Annotated in this window: 19 protein-coding genes and 2 tRNA genes; 16 read left to right on the forward strand and 5 right to left on the reverse strand. The window is 49.7% G+C overall.

The features are described 5' to 3' along the window. Nucleotides 1–387 precede the first annotated feature (387 nt). The 5 genes from ACE3T3_RS04175 to ACE3T3_RS04195 all read left to right on the forward strand — a co-directional run bounded on the left by ACE3T3_RS04175 (nt 388) and on the right by ACE3T3_RS04195 (nt 3087). A complete protein-coding gene (locus tag ACE3T3_RS04175; RefSeq protein ID WP_374664369.1) occupies nt 388–672 on the forward strand; it encodes a hypothetical protein in 285 nt (94 codons plus the stop codon). A 141-nt stretch (nt 673–813) separates the two neighbouring features. Further along, nucleotides 814–2322 carry a glutamate--tRNA ligase gene (gltX, locus tag ACE3T3_RS04180; protein WP_374664371.1) on the forward strand — a complete coding sequence of 503 codons (1509 nt, stop codon included), beginning with the start codon at nt 814–816 and terminating at the stop codon, nt 2320–2322. A gap of 57 nt (nt 2323–2379) precedes the next feature. After that, a tRNA-Ala gene (locus tag ACE3T3_RS04185) sits at nt 2380–2455 on the forward strand. 31 nt (nt 2456–2486) lie between these two features. Further along, nucleotides 2487–2562 (forward strand) — tRNA-Glu (locus tag ACE3T3_RS04190). 183 nt (nt 2563–2745) lie between these two features. Continuing rightward, a complete protein-coding gene (locus ACE3T3_RS04195; protein ID WP_374664373.1) occupies nt 2746–3087 on the forward strand; it encodes a hypothetical protein in 342 nt (113 codons plus the stop codon). Between the two features lie 18 nt (nt 3088–3105). On the opposite strand, the gene ACE3T3_RS04200 is transcribed toward ACE3T3_RS04195, so the two are convergent. Further along, complete coding sequence (locus ACE3T3_RS04200) at nt 3106–4083, reverse strand: cation diffusion facilitator family transporter (protein ID WP_374664375.1); 978 nt, start codon at nt 4081–4083, stop codon at nt 3106–3108. Nucleotides 4084–4573: 490 nt separating this feature from the next. Continuing rightward, complete coding sequence (gene ettA, locus ACE3T3_RS04205) at nt 4574–6235, reverse strand: energy-dependent translational throttle protein EttA (protein WP_374664377.1); 1662 nt, start codon at nt 6233–6235, stop codon at nt 4574–4576. A 328-nt stretch (nt 6236–6563) separates the two neighbouring features. Between ettA and ACE3T3_RS04210 the strand changes: the two genes are divergently transcribed. The 11 genes from ACE3T3_RS04210 to ACE3T3_RS04260 all read left to right on the forward strand — a co-directional run bounded on the left by ACE3T3_RS04210 (nt 6564) and on the right by ACE3T3_RS04260 (nt 19829). Then, the gene (locus ACE3T3_RS04210) at nt 6564–7841 is read left to right on the forward strand and encodes an O-acetylhomoserine aminocarboxypropyltransferase/cysteine synthase family protein (protein ID WP_374664379.1); all 1278 of its coding nucleotides are present in this window, start codon (nt 6564–6566) and stop codon (nt 7839–7841) included. A 547-nt stretch (nt 7842–8388) separates the two neighbouring features. After that, entirely contained in the window at nt 8389–9276 is an 888-nt protein-coding gene (locus ACE3T3_RS04215) for an SDR family NAD(P)-dependent oxidoreductase (protein ID WP_374664381.1), read from the forward strand. Nucleotides 9277–9498: 222 nt separating this feature from the next. Next, entirely contained in the window at nt 9499–10281 is a 783-nt protein-coding gene (hisIE, locus tag ACE3T3_RS04220) for a bifunctional phosphoribosyl-AMP cyclohydrolase/phosphoribosyl-ATP diphosphatase HisIE (RefSeq protein ID WP_374664383.1), read from the forward strand. Nucleotides 10282–10295: 14 nt separating this feature from the next. Beyond that, complete coding sequence (locus ACE3T3_RS04225) at nt 10296–11798, forward strand: UvrD-helicase domain-containing protein (RefSeq protein WP_374664385.1); 1503 nt, start codon at nt 10296–10298, stop codon at nt 11796–11798. Between the two features lie 39 nt (nt 11799–11837). Then, complete coding sequence (locus ACE3T3_RS04230; protein ID WP_374664387.1) at nt 11838–13271, forward strand: ATP-binding protein; 1434 nt, start codon at nt 11838–11840, stop codon at nt 13269–13271. Between the two features lie 339 nt (nt 13272–13610). After that, nucleotides 13611–16448, forward strand: a complete 2838-nt coding sequence (locus tag ACE3T3_RS04235; RefSeq protein WP_374664389.1) for a monovalent cation/H+ antiporter subunit A — start codon at nt 13611–13613, stop codon at nt 16446–16448. 3 nt (nt 16449–16451) lie between these two features. Continuing rightward, the gene (locus tag ACE3T3_RS04240) at nt 16452–16817 is read left to right on the forward strand and encodes a Na+/H+ antiporter subunit C (RefSeq protein ID WP_374664391.1); all 366 of its coding nucleotides are present in this window, start codon (nt 16452–16454) and stop codon (nt 16815–16817) included. Continuing rightward, nucleotides 16817–18625 (forward strand): monovalent cation/H+ antiporter subunit D, encoded by a 1809-nt coding sequence (locus tag ACE3T3_RS04245; RefSeq protein WP_374664393.1) that lies wholly within the window; start codon nt 16817–16819, stop codon nt 18623–18625. Before ACE3T3_RS04240 ends, ACE3T3_RS04245 begins: the two co-directional genes overlap by 1 nt. Then, complete coding sequence (locus ACE3T3_RS04250; RefSeq protein ID WP_374664395.1) at nt 18626–19147, forward strand: Na+/H+ antiporter subunit E; 522 nt, start codon at nt 18626–18628, stop codon at nt 19145–19147. Next, nucleotides 19144–19419 (forward strand): monovalent cation/H+ antiporter subunit F, encoded by a 276-nt coding sequence (locus ACE3T3_RS04255; RefSeq protein ID WP_374664397.1) that lies wholly within the window; start codon nt 19144–19146, stop codon nt 19417–19419. The genes ACE3T3_RS04250 and ACE3T3_RS04255 overlap by 4 nt, the downstream gene beginning before the upstream one ends. A gap of 11 nt (nt 19420–19430) precedes the next feature. Next, nucleotides 19431–19829 (forward strand): Na+/H+ antiporter subunit G, encoded by a 399-nt coding sequence (locus tag ACE3T3_RS04260; RefSeq protein ID WP_374664398.1) that lies wholly within the window; start codon nt 19431–19433, stop codon nt 19827–19829. Between the two features lie 9 nt (nt 19830–19838). Here the strand turns inward: ACE3T3_RS04260 and ACE3T3_RS04265 are convergent, their stop codons facing one another. From ACE3T3_RS04265 to infB, 3 genes are all read right to left on the reverse strand, one after another. Continuing rightward, complete coding sequence (locus ACE3T3_RS04265) at nt 19839–20483, reverse strand: hypothetical protein (protein WP_374664400.1); 645 nt, start codon at nt 20481–20483, stop codon at nt 19839–19841. 83 nt (nt 20484–20566) lie between these two features. Then, complete coding sequence (locus ACE3T3_RS04270) at nt 20567–20971, reverse strand: ribosome-binding factor A (protein WP_374664402.1); 405 nt, start codon at nt 20969–20971, stop codon at nt 20567–20569. After that, nucleotides 20971–23682 carry a translation initiation factor IF-2 gene (gene infB / locus ACE3T3_RS04275; RefSeq protein ID WP_374664404.1) on the reverse strand — a complete coding sequence of 904 codons (2712 nt, stop codon included), beginning with the start codon at nt 23680–23682 and terminating at the stop codon, nt 20971–20973. The genes ACE3T3_RS04270 and infB overlap by 1 nt, the downstream gene beginning before the upstream one ends. Nucleotides 23683–23691 lie beyond the last annotated feature (9 nt).

A 23691-nucleotide genomic window follows, 5' to 3' on the forward strand; every position in this document is an offset into this window, starting at 1 on the left:
GCCTGCACCCGTTAAAATCATAAAACCTCAAGATGCCGGCAAATAGTCTTGTTTTCCTGCGGGCTGCCCTGCCTGCATTCACAGCGCCATGCAGATCAATCAATCTCCAGCATCCTGCCGCAGTTGGCGTATTTCCGATAAACCTTTTCAAAGATCCGGCCGATCTCCACGTTATCTCCACAGTTGTCTGTTACAAATACTCACAGTCGGAGTAAAACCTGACTTCTTTAGTATACTCACCTTAGTTATTGCTTAGGTTTTTTGTAAAAAGTGTGACGTAGTTCTACTTTTTTATTGCTAAAGATGGTTTAATCGTTGTACTAATATTAAAAATAGCCAAACCAGTACCCAAATGGCTGAAAGAATGAACTCAGGGGGAAGTTTAAAATGAAATCACCTTTAATTCGCGCATTGGGCTTAGGCTTGAGCCTGACTTTGGCAGCGCAGGCTGGACATGCAGCAGCCACCGGCAAAACAGCAATGCCCGCTGAAAAAAAATCCTTGATTGAAAAAGCGCTGTATCAGCAAAAAAATGAAAGCAAACTGCAGTCCGATGACAATTTGAAAGTGCTTACCGCATTAAAAGCTGCGCCAACCCAAAGTTTCTTTGCATCGCAAAACCAAAGCTTTACCCGCTTTGTACAGTCGCTGTTTTTGCAAAACAACTCTTAAGCAAGCGCAAAATCGATTCGGGCTTTCCCCCCAATTAAAGCCCGTCAATCAGCCTAGTCACGGAATGTTGAATTAAACATTAAGTGATTAGGCTTTTTCGTTATAATAGTTCCCAATTTACATTCTGAATCATTTCCAGTTATGACCGTACGTACCCGTATTGCACCTTCTCCTACCGGTTTTCCGCATGTAGGCACAGCGTATATCGCCCTGTTCAACTTATGCTTCGCAAAGCAGCATGGCGGTGAATTCATTCTCCGTATTGAAGACACAGATCAGCTGCGCTCTACGCCTGAATCTGAAAAAATGATTTTGGACTCATTGCGCTGGCTGGGCCTGAACTGGTCAGAAGGTCCAGATGTCGGCGGGCCGCATGCGCCGTACCGCCAATCTGAACGTATGGATATTTACAAGCAGTACGCCTTGGATCTGGTTGAAAAAGGCCATGCCTTCTACTGCTTTGCAACAGCGGAAGAATTGGATCAAATGCGTGCTGAACAGCAGGCGCGCGGTGAATCTCCGCGCTATGACGGCCGCGGCTTGAAACATACCGCTGAAGAGGTTGAACGCCGCTTGGCTGCGGGCGAACCGCACGTCATCCGCATGAAAGTGCCAGAAGAAGGCATCTGCACATTCAATGACCTGCTGCGCGGTGAAGTGGAAATTCCATGGGGGCAGGTGGATATGCAAATCCTGCTGAAAACCGATGGCCTGCCAACCTATCACTTGGCCAATGTGGTGGATGACCACTTGATGGAAATCACCCACGTGATCCGCGGTGAAGAGTGGATTCCCTCTGCGCCGAAACACCAGCTGCTGTACCAATATTTCGGCTGGAATATGCCTGTGCTTTGCCACATGCCGCTGCTGCGCAACCCGGACAAATCCAAGCTGTCTAAACGCAAAAATCCGACTTCCATCAACTACTACAAAGACATCGGCGTATTGCCGGAAGCGCTGCTGAACTACTTGGGCCGCATGGGCTGGTCAATGCCCAACGAAAGTGAAAAATTCACTTTGGCCGAAATGATTGAGCATTTTGACATTCAGCGCGTATCTTTGGGCGGGCCGATTTTTGACGTTGAAAAACTCAATTGGCTGAACGGCCAATGGATCAAAGGCTTAACACCTGCTGAACTATTGAATACGCTGCTGGCGTGGAAATCTGACCGTCAAACCCTTGAAGAGATCGCCGCTGCCATTCAGCCGCGCATCAACCTCTTGTCTGAAGCGGTGAATTGGGCAGGATTCTACTTCAACCAATTCCCAGTGCTGAACAAAGAACAGTTTGAAAGCAAAAAGCTGACCGAAGAACAAGTCCGTCAAAGCCTGCAATTCGCAATTTGGCGTTTGGAAAGCCTGTTCACGTGGAATAATGATACCGTCAGCCAAACGCTGATGGATCTTGCCAATCAAATGGGCGTTAAGCTACGCGATTTCATGCCGGCGTTCTTTATTGCCATTGCCGGTTCTACTTCGTCTACCCCAGTCATGCAGTCCATGGTAACCATTGGCCCGGATTTGACCTTTGCCCGCCTGCGCCACGCGCTGGAAATTGTCGGCGGACCGAGCAAAAAAGAAGCAAAAGTCTGGGAAAAACTCAATGAAAGCCTAAAATTGCCGAAAAATGATGCAGTTGATGAAGCTTAATTGATTTTTTAGTTGACGTATGGGCGTTATATCCATAATATAGCGCTCACACAGACTGGGGTCATAGCTCAGTTGGTAGAGCGCTACAATGGCATTGTAGAGGTCAGGAGTTCGATCCTCCTTGACTCCACCAAAAATCCGTTTTACCTGTGTACGCCTCACTTGTCCCTATCGTCTAGAGGCCTAGGACATCGCCCTTTCACGGCGGTAACCGGGGTTCGAATCCCCGTAGGGACGCCATATTCCATATGGCATCAACGCTGTATGATAAAAAACCCAAGCATTGCGACTTGGGTTTTTTATTGCCTAAAAACTGCCTCAGGCAAGCAGCCATCCATGTTAGCCGTCTATTTTCATCAAGCATTTTTGCATTCTGCGTCATTGTGATTAAAATAAGCGATACATTAAAATTATGGAGTTGCAATGCAATACCGCTGCCCAAAATGCCAAAGCCCTAAAATCATGCCTGTTGCTCAAGCAGGCGAGCCAGCAGCGCGTCCAGTGGTGCCTAAAAGCTTGGTGTTTTTAATTCCTGCCATCTTTGTTTTGCTGCTGCTGGTGATTATCAGCATTGCAATGTGGATTTTTGGTGATGGCGCAGGCACAACGTTGCAAATGGCGACTGTCGCTGTATTTATGGTCTGCGTAATTGCCGGTTTTCTGTTTTACCGCGACCTGCCTGACTTTAAAATCTCCATGCAGGGTTTCATGCAATCGCAAAAGAAATGGAAATGCCGCGAATGCAGCCATGAGTGGGAAATTTAAACAGCCATCACATCAGCATCAATGCTGATGTGATTCCTCTGGAGCGCGATCCGGCTCCGCATGATGTGCGTGCGCATCCTCTCCGTGCCGGTGCTCATGCGCCGCACAGATATCGTCTTCAATCTGCAGCGTCATCTCAGTAATGCCGTGTTTATGGCTGAGCATTTCCAAAGCGTCCTGATATAAAGCATTGCGGTCCGCGCAAGGCGCCAGCAAATGCACCGTTAAATGCACATTCTTTGACGTAATAGCCCAAACTTTCAGCTGATGGATGCTTTCTACGCCCTGCAAATTCAGCAGATCATTGCGCAATTCTTCAATATCAATTTCTTCAGGCACCCCTTCCAGCAAAATATTGATGCTTTGCTTGAGCAGAATCCATGTTCGCGGCAGCACCCAAAAGCCGATCAACACAGCAATCAGCGTATCCACCCACATCCAGCCGGTGAAATAAATCAGCGCCGCGCCTATAATCACGCCAACTGAGCCCAAGGCATCACTCAGCACCTCTAAATAAGCCCCTTTCACATTCAGGCTGTCTTTCGAGCTTGAAAATAAAATCCGCATGGCAATGAGATTGATGATCAGCCCAATGACCGCCACAATCAGCATGCCCATGCTTTGAATTTCCGGCGGATGGCTGAAACGCTGGTAAGCCTCATACAGGATATAAACCGCCACCATAAACAGCATGGAGGCATTAAACAGCGCGGCTAAAATTTCAAAACGCTGGTAGCCGAAAGTGCGCTTATTATCTGCTGGCAATTTGCCGATTTTAATCGCCGCCAGCGCAATCGCCAGCGCCGCCGCATCGGTAAACATGTGCGCCGCATCAGACAGCAGCGCCAAGCTCTGCGTGATAAAGCCTGCAATCACCTCAATAATCAAGAAGGTGACTGTCAGCATCAGCGCAAAAGTCAGTTTTTTGGCATTGCCTTCCGTCACTACAGCATGGCTATGATTGTGCCCGTGGTCATGCCCATGATGTTCCGCCATAACAACTCCTGAATTGATGCTGCAGCTTAGCTTAGCAACTGAAATGAATGTAATACCATTCCAACAGCCCGCAAAAGGTTAAACTTTCGTAAAGTTTTTTCTGCTTAGACAGCAATCTCAACTAACCTGAACTGAGCCTGCCGGCTCTTAACCAAAGCTTTTTTCGCTATAATGCAGCTCTTAAAATTCTACATTCAAATAATTAAAATACCCCATTACTTTCAGCAGAGTATTGCGCTGTTGCTCGCCATGTTATTGCCCGCCTGCAACGCCCCAGCAAGACAGCACCAACTTCTCAAAATGAAAAAATCATCTTGCTTGTCAAAACGGATCATCTTCAGCCTAAAATTTTATTGATTGCCGAACAATATACGCTTCTCGCCCATCAAGATAGCAGCAGTATTGGGCGCTGGAGATCCAGACGCCTGGCACTAATTTTCAGCACTAAAAAACCAGCCCTTAGGCTGGTTTTTTAAAACAATTTCAGCGTTTAGCTGCCAATTTTGCGGTATTTTTGACGTTTGGTTGCCAAGTCATCACCATCGCGTTTGCGGCGGTACTCTTCAAACTCGTGATAGTTGCCGGTGAAAAATTCAGGCGTTTCAGTTTCGAATGACAAGATATGTGTTGCAATACGGTCAAGGAACCAGCGGTCATGCGATACCACCATTACAGTGCCTGGGAAGACCAGAATCGCATCTTCAAGCGCACGCAATGTTTCAATATCCAAGTCGTTTGACGGTTCATCGAGCAAGATCACATTGGCGCCCATTTGCAGGATTTTCGCCAGCTGCAAACGGTTACGCTCACCGCCTGACAATTCGCCGACACGTTTTTGCTGATCTTGGCCCTTAAAGTTAAAGCGGCCGATATACGCGCGCGATGCGATTTCGTATTCACCGATACGCAGGATATCCAAACCGCCGGAAACTTCTTCCCAAACCGTTTTGTTGTTATCCAAGGTGTCACGAATCTGACCGACATAAGCCACTTTAACCGATTCACCCAGCGTTACCGTACCGGTATCCGGCTGCTGTTCGCCTGTCATCATGCGGAACAGTGTCGTTTTACCTGCGCCGTTCGGACCCACGATACCGACAATCGCAGTTGGCGGCACAGTGAAGGTCAAATCTTTATACAGCAAGCGGCCATCAAATGATTTGCTGATGCCTTCAACCTCTACCACCTTGTTGCCTAGACGCGGGCCAGGCGGAATGTAGATTTCAGAAGTTTCGTTACGCTGCTGGAACTCACGCGAGTTAAGCTCTTCAAAACGCTCCATACGCGCTTTGTTTTTCTTTTGCTGGCCTTTGGCATTTGAACGAACCCATTCCAGTTCTTTTTTCAATGCTTTAGCAAACGATTCTTCCTGCTTGTTCTCTTGTTCTAAGCGGGCATTTTTCTGCTCCAGCCAAGAAGAGTAGTTGCCTTGATACGGGATGCCCATACCGCGGTCAAGCTCCAGAATCCACTCAGCCACGTTATCCAAGAAATAACGGTCATGCGTAATCGCAACGATGGTGCCGGTGAAGTCTTTCAGGAAGCGTTCCAGCCAAGAAACCGATTCTGCATCCAAATGGTTCGTCGGTTCGTCAAGAAGCAGCATGTCCGGTTTAGACAGTAGCAAACGGCACAGCGCTACACGGCGGCGTTCACCGCCTGAAAGCAAGGTGACATCCGCATCCCAAGCCGGCAGGTTCAAAGCTGCAGCCGCTTGATCCATTTGGTTCACAATGTTGTGCGCATCCCAAGCATGGATAATCGCTTCAAGCTTTTCTTGTTCTTTGGCAAGCGCATCAAAGTCAGCATCTTCAGCTGCATACTCTGCAAACACTTCATCCAAACGCGCTAAGGCATCCAGCGGTTCACGCAGGCCATCTTCCACGTTGCCGCGGACGTCTTTGTTTGGATCCAGCGGCGGCTCTTGCTCAAGATAGCCGATTTTGATACCCGGCTGAGCGCGCGCTTCACCAGAGAAATCTTTATCTACGCCCGCCATAATACGGAGCAAAGTCGATTTACCTGCACCGTTTAGACCAAGCACACCAATTTTTGCGCCTGGGAAAAATGATAAAGAGATGTCTTTCAGGATTTCGCGCTTCGGCGGAACCATCTTCGACACACGGTTCATCGTGTAAATATATTGGGCCACGCAGGACTCCTCAATAGAAAAACCAGATTCGGGACAGCAAAAGCGTCCCAGCTCAATTGAGCGAAAAAATAATCGGAGCATTATACGATAAAAGCGCCGAAAACATAAGAAATGCTGAAGAACTTCCATAGTTTGTTACAACTAAGGCGGTGTTTATTTTTTAAACGCGGTATTGCACACTCTAATCTGCTGGATTGGCTGCAATTAAACGCATTGATATGAATAAAATCGATTTTCTTTTCCTGAATGACTGCTTTTATTCATATTGCAAAATGATAGACTGATGCAATAAGAGCCTCATTAACCAACTCACCTAGATGGCACACTCATGACTTATAAAGATGAAACTTTAGCGATTCACGCAGGGTACAGCCCAGAAGCAACCACCAAAGCAGTGGCCGTGCCGATTTATCAAACAACATCTTACGCTTTTGACAATACGCAGCATGGTGCAGATTTATTTGATTTAAAAGTTCAAGGCAATATTTATACCCGCATCATGAACCCGACCACAGCTGTGCTGGAACAGCGCCTGACTGCGCTGGAAGGCGGCATTGGCGCTTTGGCTTTAGCCTCAGGCATGTCTGCGATTACCTATGCCATTCAAACCATTGCTGAAGCAGGCGACAATATTGCCTCTGTTTCCACGCTGTATGGCGGCACTTACAACCTTTTTGCCCACAGCCTGCCGAAACAGGGCATTGAGGTGCGTTTCTTTGATTATCAAAATCCGGAAGCGCTGCGCGGCTTGATTGATGAAAAAACCAAGCTGGTTTTTGTTGAATCGATTGGCAACCCGCTCGGCAATATTATTGATCTTGAAGCCATTGCAAAAATTGCACATGAATACGGCGTGCCGGTGATTGTGGACAACACCGTTGCAACACCTGCCCTGCTGAAGCCTTTTGAGCATGGCGCAGACATCGTGGTGCACTCCCTGACCAAATATATTGGCGGTCATGGCAACACCATTGGCGGCGCTATTGTCGACAGCGGCAAATTCCCGTGGGGCAAATATCCAGAACGCTTTAAAGTTTTGAATACCCCAGATCCAAGCTATCACGGCGTCAACTATGTTGAAGCTTTGGGCGAAGCAGCCTACATCGCCCGCGCGCGCGTGGTGCCTTTACGCAATACCGGCGCGGCCATCAGCCCGCTCAGCGTATTCCTGATCCTGCAAGGCTTGGAAACACTCAATCTGCGCATGGAGCGCCATACCTATAATGCACAAAAAGTAGCTGAATACCTGCAGGCGCATCCAAAAGTGAAATGGGTGAACTATGCCGGACTGAAAGACCATCCGCAGCACGCTCTGGCGCAAAAATACGTCAAAGGCACACCGTCTGCGATTTTATCGTTTGGCGTACAGGATGGCCGTGAAGGCGGCACCCGCTTTATTGATGCCCTGCAGCTGTTCACCCGTTTGGTGAATATCGGTGATGCGAAAAGCTTGGCCTGCCATCCAGCCACCACCACACACCGCCAGCTGGACGAAAAAGAGCTGAAAGCGGCCGGCGTCAGCATCGACATGGTTCGCCTATCGGTTGGCATTGAACATATTGATGACTTAATTGCCGATTTAGAACAGGCTTTGGCAGCTGTTTAAGCAAGCCTTAAATACCTTCAAACTGCATCTGATTCTCACCGGCCTTTCGTCAGAACGGCCGGTTTTTTACCTCAAGCGCGATGATTTTACAGATAATCCTGAAATTCAAAATTATCATTTACTTTGGAATTGACATCAGAACGCTCCATTTCAATTTGCATCAATTTAAAAGCATCCATGCATGCACATTAAAAAACCGTCAAAACCATGCTTAAGTGCGGGTTTAAAATAAGTAGAAAAACTGCGTTCAGCTCGCCTGATCCGTCCGTCAAAATTACAAAAATTATTTTTTGCGCATCAGCGCAATGCGCACTGTTTTTTCACAGATAAAACATCTTCTCTTTCACATATTTATATGTTAAAAATGAGTGAATCAAGGATTTTAATTTAGAGTAAAAGCTCTAAATATTATTTTATTATCAATTACTTATCATATAGCTTTTTTTAAATAATCCGCTATCATACGGCGAATCCAATACCGCTCTGCAGCATGCCTTGCCGGGCCGATAAATGAATACAATAAAATTGAGTGAATAGGGAACTGAACGTGAAACAAAGATTAGAACAACGCTTTAAAGAAAAAGTGAATGGCAAAGTCGTCCTCATTACCGGCGCGTCCAGCGGCATCGGCTTAACAGCAGCGCACCGCTTAGCGGATGCAGGCGCGCATGTCTTGCTGGTTGCCCGCACCAAAGAAACACTGGACGAAGTAAAAGCCGAAATTGAAGCCAAAGGCGGACAGGCCTCAGTCTTTCCATGCGATTTGAACGACATGGACTCTATTGATGAAGTATCCAAGCAGATTTTGGCTTCCGTCGACCATATCGATATTCTGATCAACAATGCCGGCCGCTCAATCCGCCGTGCAGTGCACGAATCAACAGACCGCTTCCATGACTTTGAGCGCACCATGCAGCTGAATTACTTTGGCGCGATCCGCCTGGTGATGAATATCCTGCCGCAAATGATGATCCGCCGTGACGGCCATATCATTAACATCAGTTCAATCGGCGTTTTGGCCAATGCCACACGCTTCTCGGCCTATGTCGCCTCTAAAGCCGCTTTGGATGCGTTCAGCCGCTGCCTGTCTGCCGAAGTGCACTCGCATAAAATTGCCATCACCTCTATTTATATGCCTTTGGTGCGCACCCCGATGATCGCGCCGACCAAAATCTATAAATATGTGCCGACCCTGTCGCCGGAACAGGCGGCTGACCTGATTGCCTACGCGATTGTGAAACGCCCGAAAAAAGTGGCAACCAATTTGGGCCGCCTTGCATCCATTACCTATTCCATTGCGCCGGACATCAACAACAAACTGATGTCAATCGGCTACAACCTGTTTCCAAGCTCTTCAGCTTCTGTCGGCCAGCCGCAAAAACTGAACTGGGTGCAGAAAGCCTATGCCCGCCTGTTCCCTGGCGAACACTGGTAAAATCCGGAACATTTAAAATGCAAAATAAGCCCAATCCACGGGCTTATTTTTTTGGCCAGCGCCCGGCTGATCCAATGGAAACTCCCAGCAAAGCGACAGACGGCCGCCGCCTTTCAAAATTTGCTTAAGAATTAGCTCCTCTATTCCAGCCTGATGCCGTACACTATGCCTTGCGCTTTTAAGCGCAATTTATCTATTTGAACAATTTTGGGTGCAATCCACATGAACAATCTGCAATGGCTCGATGAAGTAAAATTTAACGAACAAGGCTTAGTGCCTGCTATTGCTCAGCATCATCAAACTGGCCGTATTTTGATGGTGGCGTGGATGAACCGTGAAGCGCTGGCGCTGACTGCCGAAAAAAATCAGGCGGTGTATTTCTCGCGCTCACGTCAAAAATTGTGGCATAAAGGCGAGGAATCCGGCCATTTCCAAACCGTGCATGAAATCCGCCTTGACTGCGATGCAGACGTCATCGTATTGCAAATTGAACAGCACGGCGGCATTGCCTGCCACACAGGCCGTGAATCGTGCTTCTACCGCAAGCTCACCGCAAATGGCTGGGAAATTGTCGATGCGCAGCTGAAAGACCCAAGCCAAATCTACGGTGAAAAGTCCGCAAACCCGCATACGCTGGCCATGAATGCATCAAATGCGCAGTCTGAACAGGTCGAGGTGCTGGATTATTTAGGCAAAATGATGGCGGAGCGCAAACAGGCAGATCCGGACTCCTCATATGTCGCAAAGCTGTACCACAAAGGCTTGAACAAAATTTTAGAAAAAGTCGGCGAAGAAAGCGTCGAAACCATTATTGCCGCCAAAGATTTTAAATCTGAAGCGAATGAAGACAATAAAAATGACTTGATCTACGAAGTGGCTGACCTGTGGTTCCATACCATTGTGATGCTGGGCTACTTTGACCTTGACCCGCAATTGGTCTTGAATGAATTGGCGCGCCGCCAAGGCTTATCCGGTCTGGCTGAAAAAGCCAGCCGCGCGCACTGAACCGGCATACCGCTTTGACTGAACAAAAAAAACCGAGCGCGACCTATGAGCAGGCCACTGCCATCGATAACGCTCGCCTCGGAAAATCGTTTAAAGTCATTGCCTATGCAGGCACAGGGAAAACCACTACCCTGCAAATGATCAGTGACGCCATGCCGCAGCGCCGCGGCATGTATCTGGCCTTCAACAAAGCCATTGCCACTGAAGCGCAGCAGAAATTTCACGGCAATGTCGACTGCCGCACCTTTCACTCTTTGGCTTTTCGCAGTGTTCCACGTGGAGTCACGGACAAGCTGCGCCTGCCGCGCCTGAGCCCAAGCTTTATTGCCAAAGAATACCGTTTAGCGCCGATTACTTTGCGCCGCATGATGGGCGGGCGCTATGAGCAGTATGTGCTGATGCCGTCCCGCCTCGCCAGTTTGGTGGCCAATGCCGTCAGCCATTTCTGCTCAACCAATTCGCAGTATCCCGCGCCGCGCCATTTGCAGGCGCCGAGCTGGCTGCATCCGGATGATATCGACGCGCTGCAAAAGCACCTTTACCCGGCGGTCGAACGGCGCTGGCTGGAATCGATTGACCCGCATCATCAAGCCGGCATCGGGCATGATATTTATCTGAAGCTTTGGGCGCTGTCCGAACCGAATATCCCCGCCGATTATGTGCTGTTTGATGAAGCGCAGGATGCTGACCCGCTGATGCTGGGAATTTTGCTGAAGCAGCGCAGCACGCAAGTCATCTATGTCGGCGATGCGCATCAGCAGATTTATGCTTGGCGCGGCGCAGTGAATGCCATGCAGCAGCTGCCTTTGCCGGAATCCCGCCTCACCACATCGTTCCGTTTTGGCGAAGAAATCGCGCTGAATGCCAATGCCATTTTAGGCGCGCTGAATGAAAAAGTGCCGCTACTCGGCAATCCGCTGATGAATTCCAAAGTGGTCAACAAGCCGCACACCAAACAGCGTGATGCGATTCTCTGCCGCACCAACGCCCGCGCCATGGAACTGCTGCTGGCAGGCTTGGTGCACGGCGAAAAAGTCAGCCTGCAGGCCGATCATGCCAAACTGAACCGCTTTGTCGATGCGGCGTCGATGCTGAAGCAAGGCAAGCGCGTCACCGATGTACCTGAATTGGCCTGGTTCAATTCCTGGCATGATGTGCATGAATATTGCGAAACCAATGACGGCAGCGACATTAAGCCGCTGGTGAAACTGGTCGATGATCACGGCACTGACCCGCTGAAACGCGCGCTGGCCAAAATCACCCCGATTGACCAAGCCGACTACATTATCTCTACAGCACACAAAGCCAAAGGCTTGGAATGGGAACGCGTACACATTGAAGATGATTACCAATTCAGGCTGAACGAGAAAGACTATAAAATTAGTGACGAAGAGTTACGGCTGCTTTACGTGGCCTGCACACGTGCTAAAGTAAGCTTAAACATTCACCATATTTATGATCTGATGCAGCAGCTCAAGCGCGAAATGCCGCAGTCATTGCGCCGTGCCGTCAGTTAAGCCGCCAGCGATCAAATAATCAGCAGCTGAAGGTGAGTTATGAAAGTCAAATCGATCCAGCTTAAGCACACCTTGCACTTTGCTGACCTGCATGCTGAATTCCAATATTCAGACCCGCCCATCACCTTGATTTTGGGCGATCAAAGCTCAGGAAAAACCTCCATACTGCGCTTCACCTATCAGGCGCTGACTTGGTTTGCCGCGCGCTATAAAGACCTGCGTACCGCAGGCGTCGTCATGCTGGATCATGACATTATGCTGAACCGGCTGCAGTCGAAAATTGATATTGAAATCAGCTATCCTGCAGAACTGGGCCCGCTGTCCAGCCGGCAGGATTTGGCAGAAACTGATCAAAACGTTGCGCTGCAGACGCCTGAACCGGAAAGCTACCCCTGCGCATGGCAGCTGTACAAAACCCTGAACAGCCAGGGCATCGGCATCAGCAAAGCCGAAACACAGCCGCTGGAAGAGCTGGCTGCCCGCTATCAGCGCGCCTTAAAAGACGACCCGCTGCTGGGCCTGCCGCTGATTGCCTATTACCCCGCAGAGCGCTTTGTCAATGAAGTGAATTTGCTGAATAAAAACAATCCGGCAATTTTTCAGCCGGCGCATGCCTATGAAATTTCCGCGATTCCGTTCACCACCTTCAGCCGCTTTTTTGAATGGTTCCGTGAAATTTGCGATATTGAAAATGCGCAAAGCGCGCAAATCGTTCAGGACATTCTCGATAAAAATCATCTGGCGTCCGCTTCAGGCAGCATGCCGCCAGACTTCTTAGCCAGCCGCATTGCGCAGGCGCATGCAGAGATTCACGCGCCGGCCCTGAAATCGCTGAAACGCGCGCTGGCCATTGTGCTGCCTGAATTCAGCAACATTTATCTGCAATATCACCCCAAACTGCAGCTGATGGTCCACTATCAGGGCAAAACCCTGCAATTTATCCAGCTGTCCAACAGCATCCGCAATTTAACCGCAATGATCGGCGATATTGTCCGGCGCATGTGCCTGCTCAATCCCGCCAGCCTCTATCCATGTGAAGAAGGCGAAGGGATTTTGCTGATTGACGCCATCGACCATCAGCTGGATCAGAATATGGCGGAAGCCATTCTGCCCCGCCTGCATCAGGCTTTCCCTCGGCTGCAAATTATTGCCGCCGGCAACCGCCCTGAACTGCTGGAACACGCCGCATCCTATCAATGCTTAAAGCTGGAAAATCAGCAGCTCATCCCTCTTCAGCCCGATCGCGCGCAGCAGCAGTTTGACGAAATTTATGCTTCCCTTTATTCAGAAGACAGCTTAACGGCTGAAGCGGAAAGCCCGCCTGCTGTGCTGATCGAGCCTGCAGAAAATATGCCGAGTGCAGAATCGTGGCTGCTGCAGATTCAGGAACAGCTGAATCCGGAACAGCAGCAGGAACTGATCCGCTTATTAAATGACGGCAATCCCAGCACGAACCCCAATCATCAGCTTTAAATCTGCTGACCTTAGTCAGTCCGTCATGATTTTACTGAATAATTGCAGAACTTCATCAGACTGTTTAAGCCTTAGCCCCACAGCGGCCTGCAGTCGGGATATAATGACGAAATGATGTGCAAAAAAGATTGATGTTGCGTCTTGCCTGTAATATGATCGGTTTTATTTGCAAATTTCGCTATAGAATCGGAATTTGCAATCATTTGCATGCTGCGCAACACAGCAAATTTATATTTTTAAACACATTGGCTTTCAAGATTGAACATTTTGGATGGCTCCTTGCCGTCCTGCAATCCTTGAAAGATAAAGATTCACTCTAGGCCTAGCCTAATCACCACAATGGATACGAGTGTGCTGCCGATTATTATCTTGTTACCGCTGCTGCTGGGGACATTTTTAGTCTCTTGGCTCAAGCGATTCTCCCGCGGAGCAACCGCCTTAGGGGCCATTGGAGTCAGCCTCAGCAGTTTGATCCTGCTCCTGACTCAAGCAAAAGCTGTCTTTAATGGGCAAACTGTGATTCAAACATGGGCTTGGCTTCCTCAGCTGGGCCTCGATTTCAGCTTCCGGCTCGATGCGCTTGGCCTGCTGTTTTCACTGCTGATCACCGGCATCGGCACACTCATTTATATCTACGCTTACTATTATCTTAGTCCGAAAAACTCACTCAGCAAGCTGTATCTGCTGTTGATGCTGTTCATGGCAGCCATGCTCGGCATTTCCCTCTCCAATAATTTAATGCTGCTGCTGGTGTTTTGGGAGCTGACCAGCATTTCGTCTTTCCTGCTGGTCGGCTATTGGAGCAATTACGAAGCGGCGCAGCGCGGCGCGCGCATGGCGCTGACCATTACCGGCATGGGCGGCCTCTGCATGCTGGGCGCATTCATTCTGCTGGGCCAAGTCACGGGAACGTATCAAATTGACCAGATTCTCGGCATGCGTGAGCAAATCCAAAACCATGCCTTATTTGTGCCGATTTTACTGCTGATCTTAATGGGCGCATTCACCAAAAGCGCGCAGTTTCCATTTCATTTCTGGCTGCCCAATGCCATGGCGGCGCCCACACCGGTGTCCGCTTATTTGCACTCCGCCACCATGGTGAAAGCAGGGATTTTCCTGCTGGCACGCTTGCTGCCGATTTTTGCCGGCGCAGCGCTGTATCACAATATTGTGACTTTTGTCGGCCTGCTCACCCTCTGCATGGCGGCATTCTTCGCCATCTTTAAAGAAGATTTAAAAGGTTTATTGGCTTATTCCACCATCAGCCACTTAGGGTTGATTGTTTGCCTGCTGGGCATTGGATCGCCTTTGGCGGTGGCTGCAGCCATCTTCCACATCATTAACCACGCCACATTCAAGGCGGCGCTGTTTATGATCGCCGGCATTATTGACCATGAGTCCGGCACCCGTGATCTGCGCAAGCTCAGCGGCCTGTGGCAGCTGCTGCCCTTTACCGCAACCTTGACCATGATCACAGCAGCCTCAATGGCAGGTGTACCATTAACCAATGGTTTCTTGTCGAAGGAAATGTTCTTTACCGAGCTACTCGCAAACTTATCTGGTCCGGTGATGATCCTGTCTGCAATCATTGCAACCTTTGCAGGGATTTTTGCCGTTGCCTATTCGGTCAGACTGGTGCATGGGGTATTTTTTGACGGCCCGCTCGGCAAAGACGTGCCGAATAAAGATGCGCATGAACCGCCGTTCGGCATGCGTGCGCCCGCCACATTGCTGGCTGTACTGTGCATTTTAGTCGGACTATTCCCTGCCCTGCTGATACAGAATATTGTCAACAGCACCGCGCAGGCCAGCACGCAAAACTTTGCCTTTGAAGGCGCGCATATCGCGCTTTGGCATGGCTTTAATCTTCCGCTGCTGATGAGTGCGATTGCACTGCTGGGCGGAGGCATCTTCTATTTTGCGCTGGCCAAAGGCGGACGCATCCGCAGCATTGACCTCGATCCGGTGTTAGGAAAACTGCAGGGCAAGATTTTATTTGACCTGTTTCTGAAGCATCTGCTGATCAATTCACGCAAATTCAAACGGGCAACAGAAAATGGCTCATTGCAAAGCTATTTGATGTGGATTGTCTTATTCAGCATCGCGCTCACCGCTTGGCCGCTGCTGTCACAAGGCATCAGCACCGGCACGCGGGAACTGACGCATGCGCCGGCGATTGCCATTGTGCTGTGGCTGCTGCTGTTCTCCGCCTGCTGGATGATGCTGTGGTTCCATCATGAACGCATCAAAGCCGTGCTGATCAGCGGTGCCGTCGGGCTTGTAGTGACCATGGTGTTCATCTGCTTCTCTGCGCCGGATTTAGCCCTGACGCAGATTACGGTCGATGTGGTAACCACGGTGCTTTTATTGATGAGCTTATCCTTGCTGCCGCAGCTGACCCCGTATGAATCCAGCGTCTCACGGCGCTGGCGTGATGCGATCATCGCCATTGCCGGCGGCGGCGGCATTGCCTGGCTGACTTGGCTGATTTTGACCCGTGACCATAATTCAATTTCATGGTTCTTTATCCAGCAAGCCATTCCGCTGGGCGGCGGCACCAATGTGGTCAACGTCATTTTGGTGGATTTCCGCGGATTCGATACCTTTGGTGAAATTACCGTACTCGGCATCGCCGCGATTGGCGCGCTGTGCCTGATGGACGGCATGCGCGCCCACGGCACAACAATTACTCAAGGCCTCACCTACCGCTTCAATCCTTCACCTTTGATGTTCCGGATCACGGCATCCTGGGTGCTGCCGCTGGCGCTGGTGGTCAGCCTGTATATTTTCCTGCGCGGCCATAACCTGCCGGGCGGCGGCTTTATTGCCGGCTTAATTACCTCTTTAGCGCTGGTCATTCAGTATATTGCTTTAGGTCAAGACCAGGCCGAACGCCTGCTTCACGCAAAATCCGGCCGCCTGTATGAAATCTGGATCGGCGCAGGCCTCGTGACAGCAGGGCTGACCGGTGTCAGCGCATGGTTCTGGGGACGTCCATTCCTGACCAGCGCGCATATCTATGTCCATCCGCCGCTGATTGGAGAAATGCATTTAGCCAGCGCAGCGCTGTTTGATCTTGGCGTTTATGCCACGGTAGTCGGCGCCACCATGCTGATGATTTCAGTATTGGGCGACTCCCGACACTCCAGCATGTCTGGCCCAGTACCCAGAGGATAAGCCATGATCAGTATCGAATTTTTATTGACGACGGCCATTGGCTTGCTGACAGCCACAGGCATCTACCTGATCCTGCGAGCGCGCACCTTCCCCGTCGTGCTGGGCTTATCGATGATCGGCTATGCCGTGAATCTGTTTTTATTTGCGATGGGCCGCATTCAAATCAATGCTCCGGCGGTGTTGACTGAAACCGCCAAATCGACCGACCCATTGCCGCAGGCGCTGGTGCTGACCGCCATTGTGATCGGCTTTGCCACCACTGCCTTTATTGTGCAGCTGGCGTTACGCAGCCGCTTTGAATCAGGAACGGACCATGTCGACTCCAAAGAAGAAATACCGCAAATTGACCCGCGGGAGGATGAGCCATAATGAATGACTTCATCCAATTTTGGACGCAGCATACGCCCATTTTCAGCATTTTAATTCCTGCATTTACCGCCTTTATTCTAGTCTTGCTCGGCAACCCCGGTTCCGGTTCACTGGCGCATGACTGGCGCCAGCCATGGCGCCGCGGCATCAGCTTTGTTTCCTCTCTGCTGGGGCTCGGCACTGCCATCAGCTACCTGATTTTTGCTAGTTCCGGTCAAATCAGCGTTTATAACCTCAGCGAGTGGGCCGCGCCTTTCGGCATTGTTTTGGTGCTGGATCAGCTCTCGGCTTTCATGCTGGTGCTGACCTATGGCCTGGCTGTGCCGATCATGTGGTATGCCAGCAAAGAATGGGATGAACGCGGGCGCTATTTCCACGCCATGTTCCATTTTCTGCTGATGGGCCTGTGCGGCGCCTTTTTAACAGGCGACTTATTCAACCTGTTCGTCTTCTTTGAAATTCTGCTGATGGCGTCTTATGTGCTGCTGCTGCACGGTCAAGGCAAAGCACGTTTTCAGCTCGGCATTCATTACGTCACCATCAACCTGCTCGCTTCTGCTCTGTTCCTGATCGGCCTCGGCCTGATTTACGGCAGTGTCGGCAGCCTGAATATGGCTGATGTGGCGCGCCTCATGCCTTTGCTGGAAGCCGATCAGCACCGCTTGGCCGTTGCCGGCGGGCTGCTGCTGTTTGTGGTCTTTGGCATTAAGGCTGCTATGCTGCCGGTCGGTTTCTGGCTGCCGAAAACTTACGCTGTGGCCACAACACCGGTCGCCGCCCTTTTTACCATCATGACCAAAGTCGGCATTTATGCCATTCTGCGCGTCAACGGCACCGTCTTTGATGATGCCGTCAGCCGTGAAATCCTGCAGAACTGGCTGCTGCCAATCGGCTTGATCACTTCCGTCTATGGCGTCATTGGCGCCATCGGCGCAGAACGCCTGCGCCGTTTTGTCGGCTTTATGATTCTGTCGTCGATCGGCACCATTCTGATCGCCATCTCGCTCTTCAATACTCAAGCATGGGCAGCCGGCCTGTATTATCTGGTGCACAGCACTGTCGCAGGCGCAGCCTTTTATCTTCTTTGCGGCTGGATTACGTCACAGCGCGGTGAGTTTAAAGACCACTTTAAAATTGCGCCGCAAATGAAACAGCAGAAAACCGTTGCCCTGATCTATTTTATTATCGCATTGATGATGGCAGGCCTGCCGCCATTCAGCGGCTTTTTGGGCAAAGTCTTTATTTTGCAGGCCACCTCTTCATCACCATACCAATTGCTGATTATCCTCACGGTATTGGCCGTGAGCCTGCTCAGCATCATTGCCATGACACGGGTTGGCTTTATCCTCTTTTGGCGCGCAGCCAAGCCGGAAGATGATCCGGATACCGCCGAATATGCAGCCTATCAAGCGCTGCCGCCTGCTGCGCCGAAACGCAATGATCATGCGGTTTATATGCTGCTGGCCGGATTGATTGCCTATATGGCCTGCGCGGCGCCGATTTATCAATACGTGTTAAATACTGCGCAGCAGATGCAGGATAATTCGATGTATGAAGGCATGCTGCTGAAAAAAGATGCTGAAGGCCAAGTCATCAGCGTGCAGCCATTTGATCCGGAAAACCTGCCGGAAACCAAATATGGCGGTGAAACCGCGGATCCCAATGCGCATTTAATTCCGCAGCTGATTGCGCCTGCCACCTTAAATGGCGAGCATATTTCTGACTATAAAAAGCGTCAAATGCAGCAGCAGAACCTGCAGGATGAACCTGCTGCAAATACGCAGCTGAAACCGATGGAGGCGCAATAAATGAAAAAGCATTCATTCTTAGAGCGCTGGTTCCCGCACCCGCTGGTTTCCGTGATTGCCGGCCTCAGCTGGCTGATGCTTGGCCACAGCTTAGACGCGGGCGCGGTCATCATGGCGCTGATTCTCGCGGTTCTGATCCCGCGCCTCGTCAGCCCGTTCATCACCAAGACCCCCCATATTGCCTGGCTGCCCGCCATCCGGTTATTTTTTGTCGTGCTGTGGGACATCATTGTCTGCAACCTTCAAGTGGCTAAACTGGTACTAGGGCCGATGCACAACATGCATCCGAAATGGTTCCGCGTGCCGCTGGAAACCCAGCATGAAGAGGTCAATACCCTGCTGGCGATGATCATCACCACCACCCCCGGCACGGTCTCAGCCGGCATTGATCAAGAGCGCGGTGATATTTTGGTGCATGCTTTAAGCGCCGATGATGCTGAGGCTGAAATTCAAAATATTAAAGACCGTTATGAAAAACCGCTGATGCAGATTTTTGGCGCCCAATCCGGAGAGCAGTCATGACCATCTTGCCCTATGCGCTGGCGATTTGCCTGGGCGCAGTTACCATTTCCATGCTGCTGTGCCTGATCCGCCTGATTATCGGCCCGTCCATTGTTGACCGCTTGCTGGCCTTGGATACCTTGTTCCTGAATGCCACCTGCCTGGTCGTGATCTTAGGCATTTATTGGGTCAACACATCAATGTTTGAAGGCGCGCTGCTGGTGGCCATGCTCGGCTTCGTTTCGACAGCGGCGCTGGCGCGCTACTTTACCACCGGCCATGTGATTGATTAGGAGCACACGCTATGCAGCTTGCTATGGAAATTGCTGTTTCAATTTTTCTCATTATCGGCACATTTTTTATGCTGGTCGGCGGGATCGGGATCGTGCGCCTGCCCGATTTATTCATGCGCCTGCATGCGCCAACCAAATCCAGCACCTTAGGGCTCGGCAGTTTTTTAATCGCCGCCATTATTTTTTCGGCATTTCATGGCCGTTTCGGTTTTGCAGAATTGCTGCTGACGCTCTTGGCTTTCATTACTGCGCCTGTATCAGCCAATTTGATTGCACAGGCTGCGCTGCACTTGCGCCTGCGCTCCATGAGCGGTGATGTGCCTGAAACGCTGAACCGCCCCTTACCCTGGCAACGCACCCGCCGCCGCGCTTTTCACCCAAAGCATGAAGATAAGGAAGATCAGCTGTAAAACATAATGCTATTCATCATACAAAAATAAATACATTTCTAGCGCTTCAGCACTAACTTGGTGCTGTTGCGCCAATTGATGCATCTGGGCATTGTACTGACGGTAATGTTCAAATTTATCAGAGGGTTTCACATCAATTAAATTTACCAGTGTTGGCGGGCAACTCAATCTGACTAATGACCGAGCAACTCGGATATCAAATATTAAAAAGTAATCTGAGTGCCCCAAAGCGCGAGTTGAAAAATAAAGCAATTTAGAAATATAACTAATATTCAATCCTTTAATCGATTTTAATATTTTATATGCTTGCTGAATATTCTCCTCTTTTACATGCATAAAAGCTGACTGCATTCGCTTTATATTCTCTGCAGTATAATATTTATTGGTTCTATATGTGCCATAGCCAGTATCAGCAAAACCCCAAATCATTGTCAGCACAAAAGGAAGTTCCACCCCAACTTTCTGATCAAAATAATTTTTAAAACTTTCAATCACATCTTCCCTTGAAATATCATCATCACAATAATTTTGTGCAGCAGATTTCAAGTCTGGATGCAGATTACTCCATCGCTTAGAATTATATTCAAATTTGGATGCATTTAACGGATCAAGGTTTCGAATCACCAATAATTGGCGCTCGCTCAGATATAGCATTTTTAAGATCCCTCACTATTTTATCTAATCACAAGTCATAAAAAAGCCGCCCGAAGGCGGCTTTTTTAGTGTCCTAGCAGGACTTATTCATCATCTTTTTGCGCTTCAGCAGGAGGCAAATCCTTCACTGCTTCCGCAATCAGGCCAAACATATAGTTGCCGTAAGCATTGGTCTTGTCATAATGGAAACGCAAACGCGGCGTTACACGCGTTTTAATGCGGTGGCCAAGCTCGTGGCGCAGGAAACCGGATGCCTTATTCAAGACTTCCAGAGTTTCCTTATTCGCCGCTTCGCTTTGCTCATCGCCTAATTCACGTCCCATCACAGTGACATAAACTTCAGCATAGCCTAAATCTGGGCTGACTTTCACTGCTGAGATGGTCACCAGACCACCTAAGCGCGGATCTTTAAGCTCCTGACGGATCAGTTCAGACAACTCGCGCTGAACTGTATCGGCCATACGCTTAAGACGCTGACTACCCGCCATTAAAGACTCCGTTTAATCAATTGAACATCATAAACTTCGATCTTATCTTTCGCTTTGATGTCTTTATAGCCTTTCACTGCAAGGCCGCATTCCATGCCGGCGCGAACTTCTTCAACCACTTCTTTATAGCGGCGAAGCGATTCAAGCTCACCTTGGAAAATCACCACGTCATCACGCAATACACGGATTGGCTTGTTGCGGTGCAATACGCCTTCCAGAACCATACAGCCTGCTGCAGCGCCGAATTTGCTTGAGTGGAACACTTCACGCACTTCAGCAACACCCAGAATTGTTTCACGGTGTTCTGGCGCAAGCTTGCCGCTCATGGCTGCTTTCACGTCATCAATCAGTTCATAAATCACTGAGTAATAACGGATATCAATGCCGTCTGCATCCGCTTTTTGACGCGCTGCAGTATCCGCACGAACGTTAAAGCCGAGAAGCACAGCTTCTGAAGATTCTGCAAGAATTACGTCAGATTCAGTGATCGCACCGACACCTGAACTGATCACGCGCACTTTCACTTCATCAGTTGCAAGCTCAGCAAGCGCAACATGCAAGGCTTCCAAAGTACCGCGCACGTCTGTTTTCAGAACCACATTCACGATAGGCACATCTTTTTTGCCCATCGACGCCATGAGGTTCTCAAGACGCATCGCGCTTTGACGTTCAAGACGCTTTTGGCGCTCACGGTCCATACGCGCATCAGCCACTTCACGCGCTTTTTTCTCGTCATCAACCACAAGCACTTCATCACCTGCCATTGGCGCTTCTGGAAGACCCAGAATTTCCACAGGAATAGAAGGACCCGCTGATTTGATGCGCTGGCCGTTTTCATCGGTCATTGCACGGACACGGCCGTAAGATGAACCGGCAAGGACCAGGTCACCAATTTTCAATGTGCCGTTTTGAACCAGAATAGACGTTACCGCACCGCGGCCTTTGTCTACACGCGCTTCAATAACCACACCTTGCGCTGCGCCTTCTTCAGATGCTTTCAGCTCAAGCATTTCCGCTTGAATAGAAATCAAATCAAGAAGTTCATCAATACCCATGCCTGAATGCGCAGAAACTAGCGCAACCGGCACATCACCGCCCCACTGTTCAGGAACGATTTCTTTTGCAGTCAATTCGTTCAATACGCGGTCTGGATCAGCAGACTCTTTATCCATTTTGTTGATGGCAACAATAATTGGCGTACCTGCTGCACGCGCATGGTCAATCGCTTCTGCAGTTTGCGGCATAACACCGTCATCTGCAGCAACAACCAAGACTACGATATCTGTCGCTTTCGCGCCGCGCGAACGCATGGCTGTAAACGCTGCGTGTCCCGGTGTATCCAAGAAAGTAATAATGCCTTTCTCAGTTTTCACATGGTATGCGCCGATGTGCTGCGTGATGCCGCCCGCTTCGCCTTGTGCAACTTTAGCGCGGCGGATGCGGTCAAGAAGCGATGTCTTACCATGGTCTACGTGACCCATGATTGTCACCACTGGCGGACGGGTTGTTTGCACACCGCGCGCTTCTTCTGCCGCTTCAAGCAGGTTGTCTTCTGCCGCTGTTTCAGAAACAAGAACCGGATTATGGCCCATTTCTTCAACAACCAAAGCTGCAATCTCTTGATCAATGGCTTGGTTTTGCGTAACCAATTCACCCATTTTCATCAATGATTTAATAACTTCGCGCACCTTGATCGCCATTTTGGCTGCCAAGTCAGCAACAACAATCGTCTCACCAATTTCAACATCATAAACTTGTTTTTTAACTGGTTTTTCGAAGCCGTGCTTGTTCGCCTGGCTGGTTTTCAAACCGCGTTTATGCTGATTATGGCTGAAAGACTGCTCTTCCTGGCCGCGTCGGCCGCCTTTCTTCGGACCGCGGCTTTCTTTAGTGCCGCCGCCGCGCTTGATTTCACGGTCTTCTTTGTTGAATGAATCTTCATACGCTTGGCCAACCAGGCCTGCAGCCAATGGAGAATCATCGACAACACGGATTGTTGCAGCGGTGTCTTCAGCAGAATACTTAGACGCCATTTGACGCATCTGCTCTAAAGTGCGCTGCTGCGCTTCTTCAGCGGCTTTGCGGCGTACTGCTTCTTCTGTTGCTTTCAACTGAGCAGCTTGCGCTTCACGCGCTTTTTTCTGTTCAGCCGTTTCAGCGACTTTAACCGTTTGCTTTACAATCGGCTTGTTGTTTGATTTGCGTTTCACCACAACGGCAGCTTTAGGCACTTCCTGCTTGGCAGTTTCCTGTTTTGCTGCTGCGCGCATCGCTTCCAAAGCTTGCTTCGCTTTAGAATCACCTTGTTTTGGCGCTTCTTTGTGCTGAACGGAAGCCGGCTTTTCAGCTTCTTCACGCGCTTTTTGATCCGCTTGAGCTTTCGCTAAAGCTTCAGCTTTAATCTGTTCTGGATCCGGCTTGGTAAACGTATGCTTCTTGCGAACTTCTACGTTAATAGTCTTAGCCTTGCCTGAGGTACTCGCTACTTTAGCTGTACTGGTCGTTTTACGTTTCAACGTGATCTTTCCTGCATGTCCATCGTCTTGGCCATGAACTTTCTTCAAATGGTTGACGAGCACATTTTGTTGTTCGGCGGTAATAATGTCATCAGCTTTACCTTGCGGCAAACCTGCTTCACGAACCTGTTCCAGCAGCTTCTCAACTGGGGTCCCCACGTTGAGCGCCAACTCTTTAATCGACTTGTCCGTCATATATTACCT

Source organism: Acinetobacter sp. (assembly GCF_041919735.1).
Taxonomy (GTDB): Bacteria; Pseudomonadota; Gammaproteobacteria; order Pseudomonadales; family Moraxellaceae; genus Acinetobacter.

Excerpts from the sequence above, each read along its gene's own strand:
- ACE3T3_RS04175 (WP_374664369.1), top strand. The coding sequence starts at position 388 with ATGAAATCACCTTTAATTCGCGCATTGGGCTTAGGCTTGAGCCTGACT.
- gltX (WP_374664371.1), top strand. The coding sequence starts at position 814 with ATGACCGTACGTACCCGTATTGCACCTTCTCCTACCGGTTTTCCGCAT.
- ACE3T3_RS04195 (WP_374664373.1), top strand. The coding sequence starts at position 2,746 with ATGCAATACCGCTGCCCAAAATGCCAAAGCCCTAAAATCATGCCTGTT.
- ACE3T3_RS04200 (WP_374664375.1), bottom strand. The coding sequence starts at position 4,083 with ATGGCGGAACATCATGGGCATGACCACGGGCACAATCATAGCCATGCT.
- ACE3T3_RS04210 (WP_374664379.1), top strand. The coding sequence starts at position 6,564 with ATGACTTATAAAGATGAAACTTTAGCGATTCACGCAGGGTACAGCCCA.
- hisIE (WP_374664383.1), top strand. The coding sequence starts at position 9,499 with ATGAACAATCTGCAATGGCTCGATGAAGTAAAATTTAACGAACAAGGC.
- ACE3T3_RS04230 (WP_374664387.1), top strand. The coding sequence starts at position 11,838 with ATGAAAGTCAAATCGATCCAGCTTAAGCACACCTTGCACTTTGCTGAC.
- ACE3T3_RS04235 (WP_374664389.1), top strand. The coding sequence starts at position 13,611 with ATGGATACGAGTGTGCTGCCGATTATTATCTTGTTACCGCTGCTGCTG.
- ACE3T3_RS04240 (WP_374664391.1), top strand. The coding sequence starts at position 16,452 with ATGATCAGTATCGAATTTTTATTGACGACGGCCATTGGCTTGCTGACA.
- ACE3T3_RS04245 (WP_374664393.1), top strand. The coding sequence starts at position 16,817 with ATGAATGACTTCATCCAATTTTGGACGCAGCATACGCCCATTTTCAGC.
- ACE3T3_RS04250 (WP_374664395.1), top strand. The coding sequence starts at position 18,626 with ATGAAAAAGCATTCATTCTTAGAGCGCTGGTTCCCGCACCCGCTGGTT.
- ACE3T3_RS04255 (WP_374664397.1), top strand. The coding sequence starts at position 19,144 with ATGACCATCTTGCCCTATGCGCTGGCGATTTGCCTGGGCGCAGTTACC.
- ACE3T3_RS04260 (WP_374664398.1), top strand. The coding sequence starts at position 19,431 with ATGCAGCTTGCTATGGAAATTGCTGTTTCAATTTTTCTCATTATCGGC.
- ACE3T3_RS04265 (WP_374664400.1), bottom strand. The coding sequence starts at position 20,483 with ATGCTATATCTGAGCGAGCGCCAATTATTGGTGATTCGAAACCTTGAT.
- ACE3T3_RS04270 (WP_374664402.1), bottom strand. The coding sequence starts at position 20,971 with ATGGCGGGTAGTCAGCGTCTTAAGCGTATGGCCGATACAGTTCAGCGC.
- infB (WP_374664404.1), bottom strand. The coding sequence starts at position 23,682 with ATGACGGACAAGTCGATTAAAGAGTTGGCGCTCAACGTGGGGACCCCA.